The sequence below is a fragment of the Burkholderia sp. NFPP32 genome, assembly GCF_900119325.1.
Classification (GTDB): domain Bacteria; phylum Pseudomonadota; class Gammaproteobacteria; order Burkholderiales; family Burkholderiaceae; genus Burkholderia; species Burkholderia pyrrocinia_C.
Genome location: NZ_FPJP01000007.1, coordinates 216,761 through 231,895 on the forward strand (window position 1 = coordinate 216,761; position 15,135 = coordinate 231,895).

28 protein-coding genes and 1 pseudogene are annotated in these 15,135 nt (G+C 58.4%); 27 read left to right on the forward strand and 2 right to left on the reverse strand.

Annotated elements, in window-relative coordinates:
- Nucleotides 1–79 precede the first annotated feature (79 nt).
- Nucleotides 80–274 carry a helix-turn-helix domain-containing protein gene (locus tag BT264_RS16615; RefSeq protein WP_072438869.1) on the reverse strand — a complete coding sequence of 65 codons (195 nt, stop codon included), beginning with the start codon at nucleotides 272–274 and terminating at the stop codon, nucleotides 80–82.
- Between the two features lie 110 nt (nucleotides 275–384).
- Here BT264_RS16615 and BT264_RS38305 point away from each other — a divergent pair, with 110 nt between their 5' ends.
- The 25 genes from BT264_RS38305 (at nucleotide 385) to BT264_RS16715 (ending at nucleotide 11,874) form a co-directional block, all read left to right on the forward strand.
- Entirely contained in the window at nucleotides 385–882 is a 498-nt protein-coding gene (locus BT264_RS38305; protein ID WP_143155731.1) for a hypothetical protein, read from the forward strand.
- A 493-nt stretch (nucleotides 883–1,375) separates the two neighbouring features.
- Entirely contained in the window at nucleotides 1,376–1,564 is a 189-nt protein-coding gene (locus BT264_RS16620; RefSeq protein ID WP_072438871.1) for a hypothetical protein, read from the forward strand.
- Complete coding sequence (locus tag BT264_RS16625) at nucleotides 1,561–1,788, forward strand: hypothetical protein (RefSeq protein ID WP_072438873.1); 228 nt, start codon at nucleotides 1,561–1,563, stop codon at nucleotides 1,786–1,788. Before BT264_RS16620 ends, BT264_RS16625 begins: the two co-directional genes overlap by 4 nt.
- A gap of 25 nt (nucleotides 1,789–1,813) precedes the next feature.
- A complete protein-coding gene (locus BT264_RS16630; RefSeq protein WP_072438875.1) occupies nucleotides 1,814–2,101 on the forward strand; it encodes a hypothetical protein in 288 nt (95 codons plus the stop codon).
- A gap of 315 nt (nucleotides 2,102–2,416) precedes the next feature.
- Nucleotides 2,417–2,701, forward strand: a complete 285-nt coding sequence (locus tag BT264_RS16635) for a hypothetical protein (protein ID WP_072438877.1) — start codon at nucleotides 2,417–2,419, stop codon at nucleotides 2,699–2,701.
- A 54-nt stretch (nucleotides 2,702–2,755) separates the two neighbouring features.
- On the forward strand, nucleotides 2,756–2,971 hold the full coding sequence (locus BT264_RS16640; RefSeq protein WP_072438879.1) for a hypothetical protein: 216 nt from the start codon (nucleotides 2,756–2,758) through the stop codon (nucleotides 2,969–2,971).
- A 1-nt stretch (nucleotide 2,972) separates the two neighbouring features.
- Nucleotides 2,973–3,179, forward strand: a complete 207-nt coding sequence (locus BT264_RS16645; RefSeq protein WP_072438881.1) for a hypothetical protein — start codon at nucleotides 2,973–2,975, stop codon at nucleotides 3,177–3,179.
- Nucleotides 3,180–3,182: 3 nt separating this feature from the next.
- Entirely contained in the window at nucleotides 3,183–3,326 is a 144-nt protein-coding gene (locus BT264_RS39220) for a hypothetical protein (protein ID WP_177318378.1), read from the forward strand.
- 300 nt (nucleotides 3,327–3,626) lie between these two features.
- Nucleotides 3,627–4,145 carry a hypothetical protein gene (locus tag BT264_RS16650; RefSeq protein WP_072438883.1) on the forward strand — a complete coding sequence of 173 codons (519 nt, stop codon included), beginning with the start codon at nucleotides 3,627–3,629 and terminating at the stop codon, nucleotides 4,143–4,145.
- A gap of 1 nt (nucleotide 4,146) precedes the next feature.
- Nucleotides 4,147–4,416: a hypothetical protein gene (locus tag BT264_RS16655; RefSeq protein ID WP_072438895.1), complete on the forward strand. Its 270-nt coding sequence runs from the start codon at nucleotides 4,147–4,149 to the stop codon at nucleotides 4,414–4,416.
- Nucleotides 4,417–4,877: 461 nt separating this feature from the next.
- Complete coding sequence (locus BT264_RS39945; protein WP_256260644.1) at nucleotides 4,878–5,009, forward strand: hypothetical protein; 132 nt, start codon at nucleotides 4,878–4,880, stop codon at nucleotides 5,007–5,009.
- Nucleotides 5,006–5,185: a hypothetical protein gene (locus BT264_RS39225; protein WP_177318370.1), complete on the forward strand. Its 180-nt coding sequence runs from the start codon at nucleotides 5,006–5,008 to the stop codon at nucleotides 5,183–5,185. Before BT264_RS39945 ends, BT264_RS39225 begins: the two co-directional genes overlap by 4 nt.
- Nucleotides 5,106–5,603 carry an HNH endonuclease gene (locus BT264_RS40495; protein WP_083534057.1) on the forward strand — a complete coding sequence of 166 codons (498 nt, stop codon included), beginning with the start codon at nucleotides 5,106–5,108 and terminating at the stop codon, nucleotides 5,601–5,603. The genes BT264_RS39225 and BT264_RS40495 overlap by 80 nt, the downstream gene beginning before the upstream one ends.
- A gap of 18 nt (nucleotides 5,604–5,621) precedes the next feature.
- On the forward strand, nucleotides 5,622–6,296 hold the full coding sequence (locus tag BT264_RS16670; protein WP_218173345.1) for a hypothetical protein: 675 nt from the start codon (nucleotides 5,622–5,624) through the stop codon (nucleotides 6,294–6,296).
- Complete coding sequence (locus BT264_RS16675; RefSeq protein ID WP_072438910.1) at nucleotides 6,293–6,796, forward strand: siphovirus Gp157 family protein; 504 nt, start codon at nucleotides 6,293–6,295, stop codon at nucleotides 6,794–6,796. Before BT264_RS16670 ends, BT264_RS16675 begins: the two co-directional genes overlap by 4 nt.
- The gene (locus BT264_RS16680) at nucleotides 6,793–7,137 is read left to right on the forward strand and encodes a hypothetical protein (protein WP_072438912.1); all 345 of its coding nucleotides are present in this window, start codon (nucleotides 6,793–6,795) and stop codon (nucleotides 7,135–7,137) included. Before BT264_RS16675 ends, BT264_RS16680 begins: the two co-directional genes overlap by 4 nt.
- Before the next feature lie 74 nt (nucleotides 7,138–7,211).
- On the forward strand, nucleotides 7,212–7,751 hold the full coding sequence (locus BT264_RS38310) for a hypothetical protein (RefSeq protein ID WP_143155732.1): 540 nt from the start codon (nucleotides 7,212–7,214) through the stop codon (nucleotides 7,749–7,751).
- 3 nt (nucleotides 7,752–7,754) lie between these two features.
- The gene (locus BT264_RS38315) at nucleotides 7,755–8,672 is read left to right on the forward strand and encodes a hypothetical protein (RefSeq protein WP_143155733.1); all 918 of its coding nucleotides are present in this window, start codon (nucleotides 7,755–7,757) and stop codon (nucleotides 8,670–8,672) included.
- On the forward strand, nucleotides 8,665–8,931 hold the full coding sequence (locus tag BT264_RS16695) for a hypothetical protein (protein ID WP_072438918.1): 267 nt from the start codon (nucleotides 8,665–8,667) through the stop codon (nucleotides 8,929–8,931). The genes BT264_RS38315 and BT264_RS16695 overlap by 8 nt, the downstream gene beginning before the upstream one ends.
- Nucleotides 8,932–9,166: 235 nt before the next feature.
- Nucleotides 9,167–9,442, forward strand: a complete 276-nt coding sequence (locus BT264_RS16700; protein WP_072438920.1) for a hypothetical protein — start codon at nucleotides 9,167–9,169, stop codon at nucleotides 9,440–9,442.
- Nucleotides 9,443–9,683: 241 nt separating this feature from the next.
- Nucleotides 9,684–10,121, forward strand: coding sequence for a hypothetical protein (locus BT264_RS16705; protein WP_072438922.1), 438 nt, complete (start codon nucleotides 9,684–9,686; stop codon nucleotides 10,119–10,121).
- A 13-nt stretch (nucleotides 10,122–10,134) separates the two neighbouring features.
- Nucleotides 10,135–10,380: a hypothetical protein gene (locus tag BT264_RS38320; protein ID WP_143155734.1), complete on the forward strand. Its 246-nt coding sequence runs from the start codon at nucleotides 10,135–10,137 to the stop codon at nucleotides 10,378–10,380.
- On the forward strand, nucleotides 10,377–10,499 hold the full coding sequence (locus BT264_RS39950) for a hypothetical protein (protein ID WP_256260645.1): 123 nt from the start codon (nucleotides 10,377–10,379) through the stop codon (nucleotides 10,497–10,499). The genes BT264_RS38320 and BT264_RS39950 overlap by 4 nt, the downstream gene beginning before the upstream one ends.
- 48 nt (nucleotides 10,500–10,547) lie before the next feature.
- Nucleotides 10,548–10,775, forward strand: coding sequence for an excisionase (locus BT264_RS40500; protein ID WP_072438924.1), 228 nt, complete (start codon nucleotides 10,548–10,550; stop codon nucleotides 10,773–10,775).
- Nucleotides 10,747–11,874, forward strand: coding sequence for a tyrosine-type recombinase/integrase (locus BT264_RS16715; RefSeq protein WP_072438926.1), 1,128 nt, complete (start codon nucleotides 10,747–10,749; stop codon nucleotides 11,872–11,874). The genes BT264_RS40500 and BT264_RS16715 overlap by 29 nt, the downstream gene beginning before the upstream one ends.
- A 63-nt stretch (nucleotides 11,875–11,937) precedes the next feature.
- Here the strand turns inward: BT264_RS16715 and BT264_RS16720 are convergent.
- Nucleotides 11,938–12,342: pseudogene (locus BT264_RS16720) on the reverse strand (transporter substrate-binding domain-containing protein); the annotation flags it as partial.
- Nucleotides 12,343–12,786: 444 nt separating this feature from the next.
- Here BT264_RS16720 and BT264_RS16725 point away from each other — a divergent pair.
- Nucleotides 12,787–14,439: a S8 family peptidase gene (locus tag BT264_RS16725; RefSeq protein WP_072438928.1), complete on the forward strand. Its 1,653-nt coding sequence runs from the start codon at nucleotides 12,787–12,789 to the stop codon at nucleotides 14,437–14,439.
- 506 nt (nucleotides 14,440–14,945) lie between these two features.
- Entirely contained in the window at nucleotides 14,946–15,104 is a 159-nt protein-coding gene (locus BT264_RS39230; protein WP_175959268.1) for a hypothetical protein, read from the forward strand.
- The last annotated feature ends 31 nt before the right edge of the window (nucleotides 15,105–15,135 follow it).

Here is a 15,135-nt window from a genome sequence, read left to right on the forward strand (position 1 = left end):
GGATAACCGCTTGAATCACCAGTTGATCCGGGACGAAATTTAAGGCGTCCTAACGACGCCTTACGAAAAGATGAAACGGTTAAACGGCAGCTTCTTGCTTCTTGTCGAGCTCAGCGAAGAACTCCGGGAAAGCCAGCCGCAAGAATTGCATGCGGTACTTCGGGATGCCGTCCGTACGCCATTGATGGACAGACGGGGGCTTGCAGTCGCAGATCTTGGCGACGGCCGTTGTGCCGCCCAGCCCGTCGATAACGATGTTCGGATCATGTTGCATAGCGAGTCCTCAAGGTACATGCCAAATTTTAGGTCAACCTAAGCTGGAACGCAAGGTTTGCCTAAAACAAAATGCGTTAGGCTGGACTAATGAACACATGGAATCAGCGAATGGCCAAGGCTCTGGCCGACAGCATCTACGAAGGCAACGTCAACCGATTCGCCGCAGACGTGGGGGTGTCCGCACCCTCAGTCGCGGGATGGGTGGCCGCGGCCTCGATCAAGCCGGCGCAGGACATCAAAGCGACGCATCTGATGAAGGCATGCCGCCTACTGAATGTGCGGCCGGAGTGGATTCTTTATGAGAGCGGCACGATGCGCCCAGATGGGGGTATCGAAAACACTAATGAAAAAATTCCCGATGCAAACGTTTTGCAAGAAATGAATCAACTAATCATGAAGTTGCAATTTCTTCATACGGAAATTGGGAAGACTCTAGGAGCACTATCGGGTTTACCCTATCTTCCGGGAGCGGAAGAACATTCATACGGTAGGAATGTTCCGTCTTCCCATGATTTGAGAAAGGCGGCGGAACGCCTTCGCAACCTTCGGCCAGGGGTTACCAGACATGCAAAATCTCCAAGCAAGTCCAGAGGTAACAAGACTTGACGAATATCGGAAGGCTCGACGGGGAAATATCGAGCCAGACGACTATCAAAAATTCTACGAGGATTTTTCTTTCATAGTGGAGCACATCATCCAGGTCGCGGATATCCTGTCCGAGATCAAAATACCCACGAGAAAATCATGAGACCAATCATCATCGGGGCCTGCCTTATCTTGGCAGCATGCACTACAGGTACTTCTACACCGCCAACGATCGGGGTCGGCGGCATTTGGAACACTCAAGACCATCAGGCGGCTGGTGACGGCAGCGGTTCGAGCGGCACGGCCGGCGCGCGCGGAGGGCGCAGCGCAGCCTCCGGAGGTATGGGACGCGGAATCTAGCTCACACCGCCCATCAGCAGCCCGCTTCGGCGGGCTTTTTTTCGTCCTCAGTATAAGCCCCGCCTAAAATAATTCTTGACGTTACCTTTAGGTCCACCTAAGCTAGATTCAACGTCACGACAGACGAACAACGCAACCACGAAGGGGAACGACGATGAGCAAACTGACCGCCTATCACATCAGCAAGATCAAGAGCGCCATCGCGGACTGCGACCGATTCATTGCGAAGGAAGAGCCGCGCGACGCGTCCTTGCGTCCGGCCGACATGCAACAGCACCTTGATTTCTGCAAAGCCCACAAAGAAAACCTGCAAAACATGTTGGCTGCTGGAGTTCTGGTGTGAACATCGACCCGACCCGAAAGGACGAGATTGAGGGCAACGCTGATGCGTTCATCGGTCGATACGGCGATGTGCTTATTGGTCGAATGCTCGCCGAGAAGGCTACCAACACCAGCGATAAAGAAATCGAACGCACGTTGCTTCCCTGCGTATGCGGTCACTGGCTGGTTACCCTCGCAAAAATCATGAGAGACCGTGGCGTGCTCGGCTTGCACAAGGACGCCTAACCGCTCCCGCTACAGGAGAAAGACCATGATCGAAATCGGAGAAGAGTACGCAAAGTACGAGGACGAAACGCCGAAGTTCGAGGACATCGAACCCAAGCTGAGCAGCCGTCCTGATCTTCACGCGTTCATCTTGCTCAACCAATTGCTTCCCGGCACTCGAGACATGGTGAGCGCCGCCGAGCACGACCAAATCTGGCTTGATGTCGATCTTGACGAGCTTTCCAAGGTCGCGACGCCGGATCACATCAAGCAACTCGCAGCGTGCCATGTCTGGTTCGATGGCGAGTACGACGCGCTCTATATGTTCGTCTAGGGGATAGCCATGAAATACGCCGCCGCACTACTTCTGATCGCCCTTGTGGCGTGTACGTCCCAACCGGTCACGACGATTGGCGTGGGTGGAGTCTGGAATACGCAGGATCACCAGGCTGTGGGTGGTCATAGCGGGAGTGCTGGCTCGGTCGGTGGCCGCGGTGGTCGTGGCGCTGCTTCGGGTGGTATGGGTCGGGGTTGATCATGCGGCTCGTCGACAAATGGATCGGGTATGACGACTGGCTGACTCGCGATCTACCCGATGACGAGCCCGAAGTGGACGAAGAGTCTGACGAAGAAACGGAAGAGGACTGACATGAAAATCGAGATCAAGGGATTCATCGTCTACGGGTGCTACGAGCATGAAGCCCGCTGCGGCGACAACCCGTATTTCAGCTTCAAGGATTACGAGCCCAACGGTGAAAGCTTTGTCACAGTTCGGCCTGAAACGCTTTCGCTTGAGGTCCCGGACGATTTCGATCCGCGCCCCGAGATGGTTGAAAGGCTCAAGGCCGAGAAAGAGCGGATCAAGGCGGAATTCCAAATGCGTGTCACGCAGATTGACGCGCAGATCCAATCGCTTCTGGCAATCGAAGCGTGACGATTAACGACCAGATCGCGGAGCAGTCTGTGCGCGATCGGATGGAGGTGTGAGATGAACGAAGCCAAAAATGGCGGCCCGGCGTTTCCTTTCGTCGAGCCCAGCACTGAATGCAATGTCGCGACGGGAATGACACTCCGCGACTACTTCGCGGCGAAGGCGATGCAAGGATATTGCGCGCGTGAGGAAAGTATCAACCACGACATGGCCGATATTGCATCTGACTCATATGCGGTTGCCGACGCCATGCTCCGAGAACGGGAGAACTGAAATGGACTGGTACCAGGAACTCACGATCAACAACGGCACGATGTACGCCGGATCCCGGTGGATCGGTTCGTTTTCCTCGCACGAGGCAGCGCTGGAGATCATGAGCATCCGGCGCGAGCAACGGACGGTGTACAGCGCGCGTGAGACGCATTGCTGTACGGAGTCCGATCTCGAGCTTGCCGAAGCCATCAATTTTGACGAGAGATAGATCATGCGCACCGGATATGTGACCACCTTCATCCCGCTCCAGTACGCAATGATGCTGGTCATCGAATACGTCTGTTCGAACGGGCATCGAATCAAGGACCACAACGAGACGATCCCTTGGGATGCGAAGTGGATGATCTGGTGCTGACTGTTTTGTAGGGAGAGGAATGCGCAGGCTGATGCGCTATGACTGCCCAGACTGAGAAGGGTTGCGGTAGGCAGAGTGAAAAGCTACTCAGATGCCAGAGATCAGCACCGGCCCTCTCCCTACAGAGCAGTAAGCATTGCGAAGGAGTTGATATGCGACCGCACCTGTTTAAGCAACACGGCTATTGGAAGGTCCGCGCTCTTTGGCCGCCATTAATACTGCGATTCTCGACTTTCGAGGGCGCATGCCGGTGGGCCGCCCGGATTCACGAAGGTAACTGACACCACCCAGAGGGATTACATGAAGATCACCGACGGCAATCGCCGAGATATTGAAGAAATCCGCGAAGCCCTGAAAGGCGATGGGTTCGTTCCTCAGATTAAGAAAAGGATGGGAGAAGATGTCATGACGAAAGCTGTGAAACAGCTTGCCGATTGGCTTCTCACTGAGCCGAACGATGGTAACCCGCTTTGCTTCGCCGGTCCTCCAGAGCCGGCTGTACTAGGCTTGTCTCGCGTGAAGATGCGCAGCGTTACTGGCACTGAATGGACGCTCATCGCGGGGTTGCAGGAGGGCTGGCTGACGGCCGAGCAACGCGCAGCGAACTTCTGGCGAATCGCCAAGTTGGAACGCGCGGAAGTGGCTCGAGAAGACGATGCCCAAGTTGATGCATTGCTGGTCTTGGAAATGATCGCCGCCGATGACGACTTTGCGCGAAGCAACGGACAGCCGCTGCTGACCCCCGGCGTCCGCATAGACCTCGACGCTGCGCTGATAAAGGCAGGGCGTAAGGAAGCGCCGGTTAGGACGGGAGAGTGAGATGAGTGCATTGCAAGTTTGGTGGATTCCTCAAGTACCGATGAAGGCCTTCACGGTCCCGGTTGCCAGCATTGAGGAAGCAAAGAAGATTCTTACGGTGCTGGCCGCATATGACCTGTTCCAGTACGAAAACAACGTGAAGCCGGATTACTGCAATGCTGGCGGCCTTTCCGAGTATGTCGACGATGCTGGGGAGGGTGAGCCGGGCTGGGTAGATTGGTACGACGAAGAAGGCCGAGATATCGATGATCTGATGCGTGAGGAGGCATGATGCGCGCCCCACTCCAAAGCATCCGCAAGGTAGACGACAACGATCTGCTTATCCGTGCGTGCGGTCGCGCTTACGCAGGTCTTGCCGCGATCTGCTGCGTGTTGATCGTGGTGTCTCTCACGGTTCAGTTTGGCGACGTTATTGCGAGGTCAGTATGAGCTTGTACCAATGCGAGCACTGCGGGTGCTGCGAAAACACGGCGCTGGGGCACTACTGGGCCGCGATCACGACGTGTATGTCTGGACTGGAATCGAAGATCGAAAAGGAATGAAGCTGTGCAGTGCATGCGCACCGTCGAAATTCCGAGATGGATCATCGACTGGTAACGGGTCGTGGCACGGCGAATTCGACCGCGTGTTTCTGCCGAAAGGCATGTTCAAGACCAATGGGCTAGGCAATCTCGAACACATCGAGACTGGCAGTGAGGACTTCCGTAGTTACGCGATAAGCGGAGACGACGCATGAAGAAGATCCTCACCCACGACCTCACCAAGGTCTTCGCCGGCTGGATTGTGCTGTTCGTGTTCTGGCTGGTTCTACCCGCTGATCCGGCATATATCGATCAGCCTGTTGCGCAGTGGGGGCAGACATGACAGACGACGGACCGGATTACTGGATGGCGCAACAGGCGCAGGAAGAACTGGAAATCCGAGAAGCATTGGAAGCAAACGAGCAAATGAGGGACAAAAATGCCTCGAAGAAAAACCAAGATCGATGGAGTGGAGCTGCTGAACTTCCTGCTGAGCAGGACGCAACTCTCCCCGACTAGTTGCCGTGAATGGCTTGGACCGATTCAAGAAAACGGGTACGTGAAGATTTGGTACTCAGGTACGCATAGGTGGGCTCACCGTGTTGTCTATGAGTTGGCTACAGGGGTATCGCCAGGAGATCTTCATGTTCTCCATAAGTGCGACAACCCGAAATGCATCAACCCGAATCACCTTGAGATTGGTACTCGATCGGACAACATGCTGGATTGCGCAATCAAGGGGAGATGGCACACCGAAGCGCGAACTTCGGCAATGCGAGTAAGCCGCGCCAAGAAATTAAGCCCCTCGTATGTGATGGCAATTCGGACCAAGGAACAGAACGGCGAGTCTGTGAAGAGCATCGCCAAGGAATTTGGCATTGATTGCAGCATGGTCAGGATGATCGCGAATTTGAAAACTTGGGTTGACCTGCCTTGATGGATCGGAGAAAGAATCGTGAGCGAGAAGAAAACCGGATTGCAAAGGCTGCGGGAGCCATTCCCAGAACATCAGATAAGCCTCCTCCCCAAACCCTACAAGCGGGATTCCCCGAAGGGGAAGTGTAGCGAGTGCGGCGGCTGGCACGGCCTTCCTGCTGTCCATCTGAGCTATGTCGGGCATGCCGCCCTCACCGACCGGCTGCTTGAATGCGACGAAAACTGGTCTTGGGAGCCGCTGGCACTTGGCCCCGATGGATTGCCCTTGCTGGATCGTGACGGCGGCATGTGGATTCGCCTGACCGTCTGCGGTGTGACTCGTCTGGGGTATGGCGATGCGCAAGGGAAGACCGGGCCCGACGCCACGAAGGAGCGGATCGGTGATGCACTGCGAAATGCCGCGATGCGCTTCGGTGCTGCGCTTGATCTGTGGCACAAGGGTGATCTTCATGGGCCTGAAGAAGGCGACGGTGAGGAAAATCCTCAGGTAGAAACACCTCACAAAGGATTGGCAGCTTCTTCCTTGAAAACCCATGTCGAGGCTATCAAGAAAGCTCCCGATATGAATTCCCTCAAATCTCTTCACGCAAGCGCATACAAGGCGGCGCATGCGGTTCGCGACACGGTTGCAGAAGAGATCATAAATGAAGCGAAAGACGCCCGAAAACTTGAACTGGAAGAGGTTACATCATGACCGCTATCACCCTCTACGCTCTGGCTGGCGAGTATAAGGACGCCGCCGACAAGCTGGCAGAAATGGAGCTAGACGATCAGACCATTTCAGACACGTTGGAATCGCTTTCCGGCGATCTCGAAGCCAAAGCAACGAACACGATCATGCTGGTTCGCAACCTCGAAGCGACTGCCGAGCAGATCAAAGCGGCCGAGAAAGCAATGGCTGAACGCCGAAAGGCATACGAGGCGCGAGCGACGCGCATCAAGCAGTATGTCATGGACAGCATGATCTTCGCCGGCATCACGAAAATCGAATGCCCGTTGTTCAAGATCGCAATCCGCGACAATCCGCCGGCAGTCGTGATCGACGACGAGAAGCAGATTCCGCAAGACTACCTGACCGACCCGCTTCCGCCGCCGCCCGCTCCCGACAAGAAACTGATCGCTCAGGCCATCAAGGACGGCTATGAAGTGCCCGGCGCACATATGGAACGTGGACAAAGGCTCGACGTGAAATGAGTGAAGAATCGGACCTCAACATCTTCCGTGCGCTCGATTGGATTCGCGATAACGCACCGGCATTGGCGAAGGCTCGGGCTGAACGCGTCTATCTGGAAGAATGGCGAAAAAGTCATAAAGCCATGTTGATGAAAGAAGCAGAATGCGGCGGACAGAAGACGACTGCCGGACAAGAGAGGGACGCCTACGCTAGCGCCGAATATGTGCAGACGCTGCATGCCCTTAAAGCCGCCGTCGAGGCCGAGGAAACGCTCAGATGGCGGATGGTAGCCGCTCAGGCACGTATTGAGGCATGGCGCACCTTGGAAAGCACAAGGCGCATCGAGGCAAAGACGATTTAACGCCGTCCCCGTGGTGATTAGGGCGGCTAGTAAAGCGCCCGACTTTTTGCCACTACTACTGATTGAGGATGACGATGAGCAATACTGGTAAGAGCCCCGCAGCCGTCCGAGTTTGCGCAATCGCTGACATCCAATGCTCGCGAGACTGCGGCACTGGGCCGTGCAAGCGCGAAACGTCAACTGTCGAGCAGCACGAAGCAGCGCCGGCCAAACCTGACGCCTTCGAACTTGCGCGTCGTGCAGTTGCAAAAGACATGCAAGGATTTAACGCGCGTATGGAGGCAATCTCTAAGAAACGTGATGCACCCTCCGCCCCGCTCGAAGGCACGGGCAATGGGGCGGATGCCCTCATCAAGCGCCTGTGCGTGTTACGAGGAAAGCTACGTGACGATGTGGGCGCATGGGAAGTAGTCCGCGACGCAATCGACGCCCTTTCCCGCACCCCTCGCACTGAGGTGGCGGGAGCGGTGCAGGAAGGGTGGAAACTGGTGCCACACATTCCAACGAAAGAAATGATCGAAGCCGGTTGTGAGCAATGGCATTGGATCGGCACGACGACAGATGCTTGGCAGGCAATGTTTTGCGCCGCCCCTGATGCCCCTACGGAGGATTAATCAATGACAAACCCAGAAAATAGCATCTCGCATGACCTTCTATTTTCGGCTGCATGCGAATGTCTTTCACCGGATCAAATGGACAAATTTGAGTCGCTATTTGTTGGCGATGCCGATACTTGTGCTCGATTCTTGCGGTGCATATTCAAACGCGCCCCGCATCCTCCCTCCGCAGATGCAGCGGCAGCGCCGGCAGTGGCGAAACGAGAAGATTGGCAGCAGAAGGCGCTCGATCACGGCTTCACGTATTGGCGCGCTCCGGACGCTCATGGCGTCGAATGCACCACGTCGCAAGCCGTCAATTTTCTTCAAGACGTGCTCGGTGTGGAAGTCGAGATCGAAAATGCAGTGCCGAAAGACGAACGGGCTGCGCTGGCCGCAGCGCTGGAAGCTGGTCGCTATACGCATGCGTCATCGAACACAGAAAAACATAGGGCCTTCAAGGATGGGTGGAACCAAGCCATGACTTTTTCCCGCGCCGCATTCCGGCAAGCCCGCGCGGCAGCATCGCGGCCCGCAGCGGCAGCGCTGGCAGACGTGCATTTGGATGCGCCGCTGTCATTGATCCCGCATCTTGTTGCGCAAGACGAGCAGGCGGTGAGCATGGCGCTTCTCAACATGAGCGATGCCATTTGTGCATGGCGCATTGAGGCCGGGAAGTACCGCGAGATTTCGTCATACGACCAATCCGCTTTCTCTGACGGATATGAGGCCGGCATGGCCGCTATGCTTTCGGCCCGCGCGGCAGCATCGCAGCCAGCAGCGGCAGCGGGGCAAGAGGCAACAGCGATTCCGGCTGGCTATGTGCTCGTGCCGAAGGTGATCACGCAGCCAATGATGCGCGCCAGTGGTATCGGCTCGCACTCGTGGGGTTGTGCTCTTGAAGCCGCGCCGCCCGCGCAGGAGAAGGACAATGACTGAACCGATTCTTTCGCGCGACCAGATCCTCAAGATCGTCCGCAAGACGCTTAAGGAGAACAACGACCGGGACAAGCTGTCGACGCAGCGGTTCGTTGACCTTGCTGCCGCCATCGAAGCCGCCGTTCTGGGGAAGGTTTTCGGGGAGCCGATCTACCAGATCGGAGACGGAAATGAGCTATGGCGCGATGTGGAAAAGGATGATTTCGATTTGACGCACCATACTCGCATCGTCTACGCCCTCACCCGGAGCAAGCCGTGAAGATCATCGATGACACTCGCGTTCGCGCTGCGCAACAGTGCCCGAACTGCGGCGGATGGTATCGCTTGGGATCGTGCTTCCATTCGTCGCCTGGGCCATTCGGAACCCTTTACGGAGTTTGCAAAGAATGTGCCGAAAAGCATCGAAAATGGGCTGAGGTGACGCAACAGGTCCTTGACATTCTTGAGAAAGAGCGCAATGCACGCTTCATTCGGCCTCAACAAGGAGCCACAACGTGACTGAGAGAGAAGAGTTTGTGAATTGGGTTGCAACCGAATGGCGCCCCGATGATGGAGCAGAACTGGTCGAGAAAGACTGGCCTCGCTTCGCCTTCGCTGCCTTCCAAGCCGGCCGCCGCACCACGCCCGACAGGGAGGAGATCATCGATGAACTTTGCTTGGCGCTTTGGGACGTGAGGAAGTTGACCGGAGAACTGTCTAGCGATCAGATCTGGACGATTCGGGAACATTTCCAGAAGCTCAAGACCGCCCCCAATGGAGAGAAGGGATGATCCACATCCATGCACCCAAGCCTTTCGAGGAAAGCTGTCAGTGCAATTTCTGTCCGACATGTCAGCGCATGCGGCGCATGTTCGTGAGCTACTACGAGTGGTATGGCGCCCGAATGATTTGTGCGGGATGTGGAGATCAGTGGGATGACGGTGAAATGTGCCCGCGCCCTTTCGAGCGAGGTTGGAGGAAGTCGATGATCCAATTCGCGATCCGAAACTTGGCACGAATTGGAGTGAAAGCATGATCGACATCTCGAATATGAAAACGCTGGCGGCACACCTTCGTGACGCTGATGAACAGTGCAGAGAATGCAAGATGTTTGAGACGGCGCAAGATTTCGCTATGGCCGCCACCGCCATCGACACCCTCCTATCGGAACTCGAAGCCCGAGAAGCGCATAGGCGGGATGCGCTGCCGGATGGCGTGCAAGTCTCCGAATATTGTCTTGCATCGGGCGTAGCGGTCATTCGCACTGCGCAACGCAGCGGACCGGATAAATGGAAGGTCATTGAAGGCTCCCATTGCCTCAACAAGAGCGGTGAGTGGGAATATGAACCTCTGCCAAGTTCGCGGACTGACGAGTTTTTAGCGCGATGCCGGTTCGATTCGGCACAAGAGGCTATTGACGCCGCCCTCGCGCAACGACAAGAAGGGGAAGACGATGAGCGGATGGTGTAACCCGAGGCAATGGGTGCGAATCACCCACAAGCCGACTGGCATCACTGCCGAGGCCAGCGGCGGTTGGAAAGCGTCACTCCACAAGCTCAAGAATCATGCAATGCAAGTCCTGCGTGCGCGGGTTCACGCGCGGCAGATGGGCCTCGAGAAGCCCACAGAAGTGACGCACGACTACGAGTTCCCAGACGACAAACCGTGGCCCGATGATGTGACGGAATTCCGTCGCCGCACCCCTGCTAGTGAGGGAGAACAGAAATGAAGATCTTCGCCTACGTCGGTATTTTCGTTTCGGCACTCTCTGTCGCCGGGATGCTTGGCCTCGGCCATTTTCGTCTGTACTACGGTCCCGAACCCGTTGTTTGCAAGGCGAATACGTGACCAGCGCGCTTCAACGAATCTTAGAGATCACACGCAAGGAATGGGGATATGGCGACGAAGCTGATACCGATCAAGGAATGGGCAGCAGCCATTTTCGGAGACCACACGCCGCATCAAAACACCCTGATGCGATGGGTTCACTCGGGAAAGATACTGCCTCGGCCGATGAAGGTAGGTCGGGGGTACTTTTGCCAACCTGACGCCGAGTACGTGGATGAAACAGCAGATCGAATCAATAGGATGATCCATGGCCGCCAGACCACGAAGCGTGCGTAACCGCACGTTGCCGCCCAACCTCTACCAGAAGAAAGACGGCTACTTCTGGTTTCGCAACCCGATCACGAAAGAGACGTTCGGGCTTGGCAGAAACAAGGAAGCGGCCGTTTCTCAGGCGAAGACTGCGAACGCTGATATTGAGCGGCGCCGCGGCGATACTTCCCTGCTCGCTCGCATGGATGGGGGCGATAGTCTCCTTTCGAAGTGGTGTGACACATACGAAGAAGGGTTGACAGGTCTTAAGCCGAACACCATGAGATCGATCAGATCCCAACTTGCTGCGATACGAGACGATGAGATCGGAGGCATGATCCTGGTTCACATTGCCCCGCGCCATGTCGCTGAATTTATAGAGCGGTGTGAACAGGCTCGCGGCGCACCAATGGCTACGAAGATTCGCTCTCGTCTGCGTGACGTGCTTAGATCGGCCATGGAACGGGGGGCTATCGAGGTTGGTAAGAACCCTGTCGAGGTGACATATAAGCCGAAGGTAGAGGTGAAACGCAGTCGCCTGACGCTCGATACGTATCGAGCTATTCTGGCCGAAGCGAGAAGCCACAAAAGTCGTCAGTGGGTAGCGAATGCGATGGAACTGGCCTTGGTAACAGGTCAGCGTCTGGAGGACGTATGCAGGATGTCGTTTGACGACGTGCACGACGGCTTCTTATGGGTCGAGCAGACCAAGGGGCGCGGACCGAACAGGCCCAAGCTCTGCATTCCCTTGACCTTGGCCCTCCCCGCAGCCGGGTTGGTTCTGGGAGACGTGGTGAAGAAGTGCCGCGATAGAGTGGTGTCGAAACATCTGATCCACTTTTCGCATGCCATTTCAAAGGCGAAGCCGGGGGCGCCAGCAGCACCTGGAACACTCAGTCAAGCATTCAAAGTGGCAAGGAACGCAGCGAAGATCGAGACGGAGAAAGGGCGCACTCCACCCACGTTCCACGAGCTTCGGTCGCTTGCCGCTCGGCTCTACTCGGATCAATACGGGAAAGACTTCGCACAGTCTCTGCTGGGCCACAAGTCGGCAGCCATGACGGCCGTCTATCGCGACTCCAGAGGGCAAGACTGGACCGAAATCAAGATCTCAAACGGTATTTAGTTTTTGACGATCTTTTGAATAATTTTGGACGATGGCCGCAGAAGGCCGTCGTATAAGTCGATAAGACGACGAGCGTATTCCATAGAGAAAAATGCTGTTCGAGAACGCGGCCTGCTTCTGCCGCTCGAGCGTGTTCGTCGTCGATCCGCATTCGAAATCGATCGTCCCGTTCTGCAGCAGCGGAATCCGGTTCTGCGACGTGATCGGAATCTCCTTCACCGTGAGGTTCGGCAGGTTCAGTTCCGTCTTCAACTGGTCGATGATGCGCGACGCGATGTCCCGCGAGTAGCCGATGTTCTTCTGCTGGTTGTCCGAATACGAAAACGGCACCGACGATTCGCGAATGCCCAGCGACACGATGCCCGTGTCCTTGATCTTCTTCAGCGTACCGGTGAGCGCCTGCGCATGCGCGGCGCCCGCCAGCGCACAGGACAGCGCGACAGCCAGCAAACGGAAGCGGCGATCCATGCTTTTCTCCTGACGAAACGTTGATCGAGTCGCGATCGTACGCCCGACAAAATTCGCCCCGTATCAGGGAAAGCGTCAGGCGCACTCCGCTGCGGCTAACTGAGGCTAACTGCGGCTACGCCGCGGGCAGCCGTTTTCCGTGGCGCGCAAAAACGCGCGCGCCCGCGCGTTTCGCCCGACCGGCCGCTTGCGGGCTCGCCCCCATCTTCTGTGCCATCCGTTCCAAACGCGCGTTCATGCTGCAATGCCGCAACGTAATCGTTTGCGTCTTGCTCTTTTTTCACACAAAACATACTCAAGAAGCCGCCACAGCGGCCGTTACCCAGTGCATGGCGCGTCGCAGCAACCCCGCCGCGACCACCAGACAAAAAACGACAAGGTCCGGTTTTGCCGGACCGGGCACACCGCCGGCACGACGGTTCTATACGAGGATCGACTTTCAACATGAAAGCCAAACGTTTCAATTTCGCGCTGGCGCGTTCCGCTCATGCGCGCATGCTCGCCGGCATGTTGTCTGCCGCCGCCCTCCTGCCCCTCGCCGGCTGCGGCGGCGGAGGCGGCGACGGCAGCAACCCGTCGCCGACCAACGCAGCACCGGCCCCCGCCCCGACGCCGGCCCCCGCGCCCGCCCCGACGGCCCCGCCCACCACGTCCGGCAGCAACGCCTGCACGACCCAGCAAGCCGCCGTGCAGATGGCCGCCCAGACCACGCCCGACGAGCCGCCGGTCGACCACCTGATCGTCAAGCTGAAGACGCTGACGGCCACGCGTGCGATGGCGGCCATCGACGACGGCACGCGGCTCGATGCGGTGATCCAGCGTTCGATGACGCGCTGGACGGCGCCGACGGCGACCGGCGCCGCACGTGCGTATGCGGCCTCGACGACGCAGACGCCGCTGAACGTGCAGGTCGAGCGAACGATCTCGAACGGCGCTGCCGTGCTGTCGCTCGGCCAGCGTGTCGCGGCCGCCGACGCGACGGCGCTCGCGCAGACATTCGCCGCCGACGCCGACGTCGACTACGCGGAACCGGATCACCCGATGAAGATCCGCGACACGCCGAGCGACCCCAGCTACAGCCAGCAGTGGTATATGTCCGACCCGACCGCCGGCATCGACCTGCCGCCCGCATGGACCACGACCAAGGGTTCGCCGACCGTCGTCACGGCCGTGCTCGACACCGGCTATCGGCCGCACCCCGACCTCGTCGGCAACCTGCTGCCCGGCTACAGCTTCATCACCAACGTCAACACCAGCAACAACGGCGTGTCGCGCGGCCCCGACGCGGCCGACCCGGGCGACTGGGTCACGCAGCAGGAACTCGACAACGCGAGCGGCCCGTTCTATCACTGCGAGAGCGAACCGAGCGCCAGCAGCTGGCACGGCACGCGCGTGATGGGCGTGATCGGCGCCACCGCCAACAACGGCATCGGCATCGCCGGCGTGTCGTGGCTCGGCCGGATCCTGCCGGTGCGCGTGCTCGGCAAGTGCGGCGGCGTGACGAGCGACATCGCCGACGCGATGCGCTGGGCGGCCGGCATTCCCGTCACCGGCGTACCGACGAACCCGACGCCCGCGAAAATCATCAACCTGAGCCTCGGCGGCGTCGGCGCGTGCAGCACGACGTTCCAGCAGGCGATCGACGACGTGAACGCGAAGGGCGTGACCGTCGTCGTCGCCGCCGGCAACGACGGCCTGTCGACCGGGCTCGACCAGCCCGCGAACTGCCGCGGCGTGATCAGCGTCGGCGCCACCGACGCGACCGGCCGCCGCGCATCGTTCAGCAACTTCGGCGCCAACATCACGCTGAGCGCGCCGGGCGTCAACATCCTGTCGACGGCCAACAGCGGCACGACGACGCCGGGCGGCGACACCTACGGCCCGGCGAGCGGCACCAGCCTCGCGACGCCGCAGGTGACGGGTGTCGCCGCGCTGATGCTCGCGGTAAACGGCAACCTCACGCCCGCGCAGATCCAGCAGAAGTTGCAAGGCGGCACGCGCGCGGCGAAGCTGGCGGCCGGCACGTCGTGCACCGCGATGCCGGCGGGCTCGGGCATTCTCGATGCAGGGATCGCCGTCGCGGCAGCCAACCAGTAACCGGTGCCCTGCCTCGACGCAGCCGCGCGCATGCCGACATGGCGTGCGCGCGGTTTGTTTTTTTCCGGCGGCCGGCGGCCCGGCGATCGCTCATCGACCCATTCCGTTTCTCGAAATAACACCTGACAAAAAGGTTGACGCTTCGCACGACGAGCCTTTACCATCGCCCCCGTCTAATTACATGGAGTGTTCTGTGAACACCGATGCGAGTTGTAGTTGGTGCTCGACCAACTTGACTGCTGCCTGAGGAAAACGCGCAGAGCCTCGTCTTCTGCCGCATCCCGGGAAGCAGGATGCGGCGTCCTTCCGGCCTGACCGGCCAGATTCCCCGCCGAATTTTTCGATGTTGTCGAATGCACGCGACGCGCCGTCGCGCGTGTGCGTTCGTGTTGCGCGCGGCGCCAGCCGCGTGCGTTTTCCGTTCGCGTGCCGTCCGGCCGCGCGCCTTCGTGCGTGCGCGGCTACCGATCGCCCGTGCCGATTACCCGCAACCGACAGGAGTGCAGATGAACTCAGACGACAGTAGTCGATTACCGCTCGCCGGTGCGACGCTGCGCATCGTCCGTCCGACCGCACTCCGCGCGCCGGCGAGCGTTCCCGCCTTTACCGATCCACAGCCGATCGCGTTTGACGCGACGCGGCGGGGAGCGCTCGTGCGTCGATAACGTCACGGCCGCTCCCCGCCCGCCGCCTCGC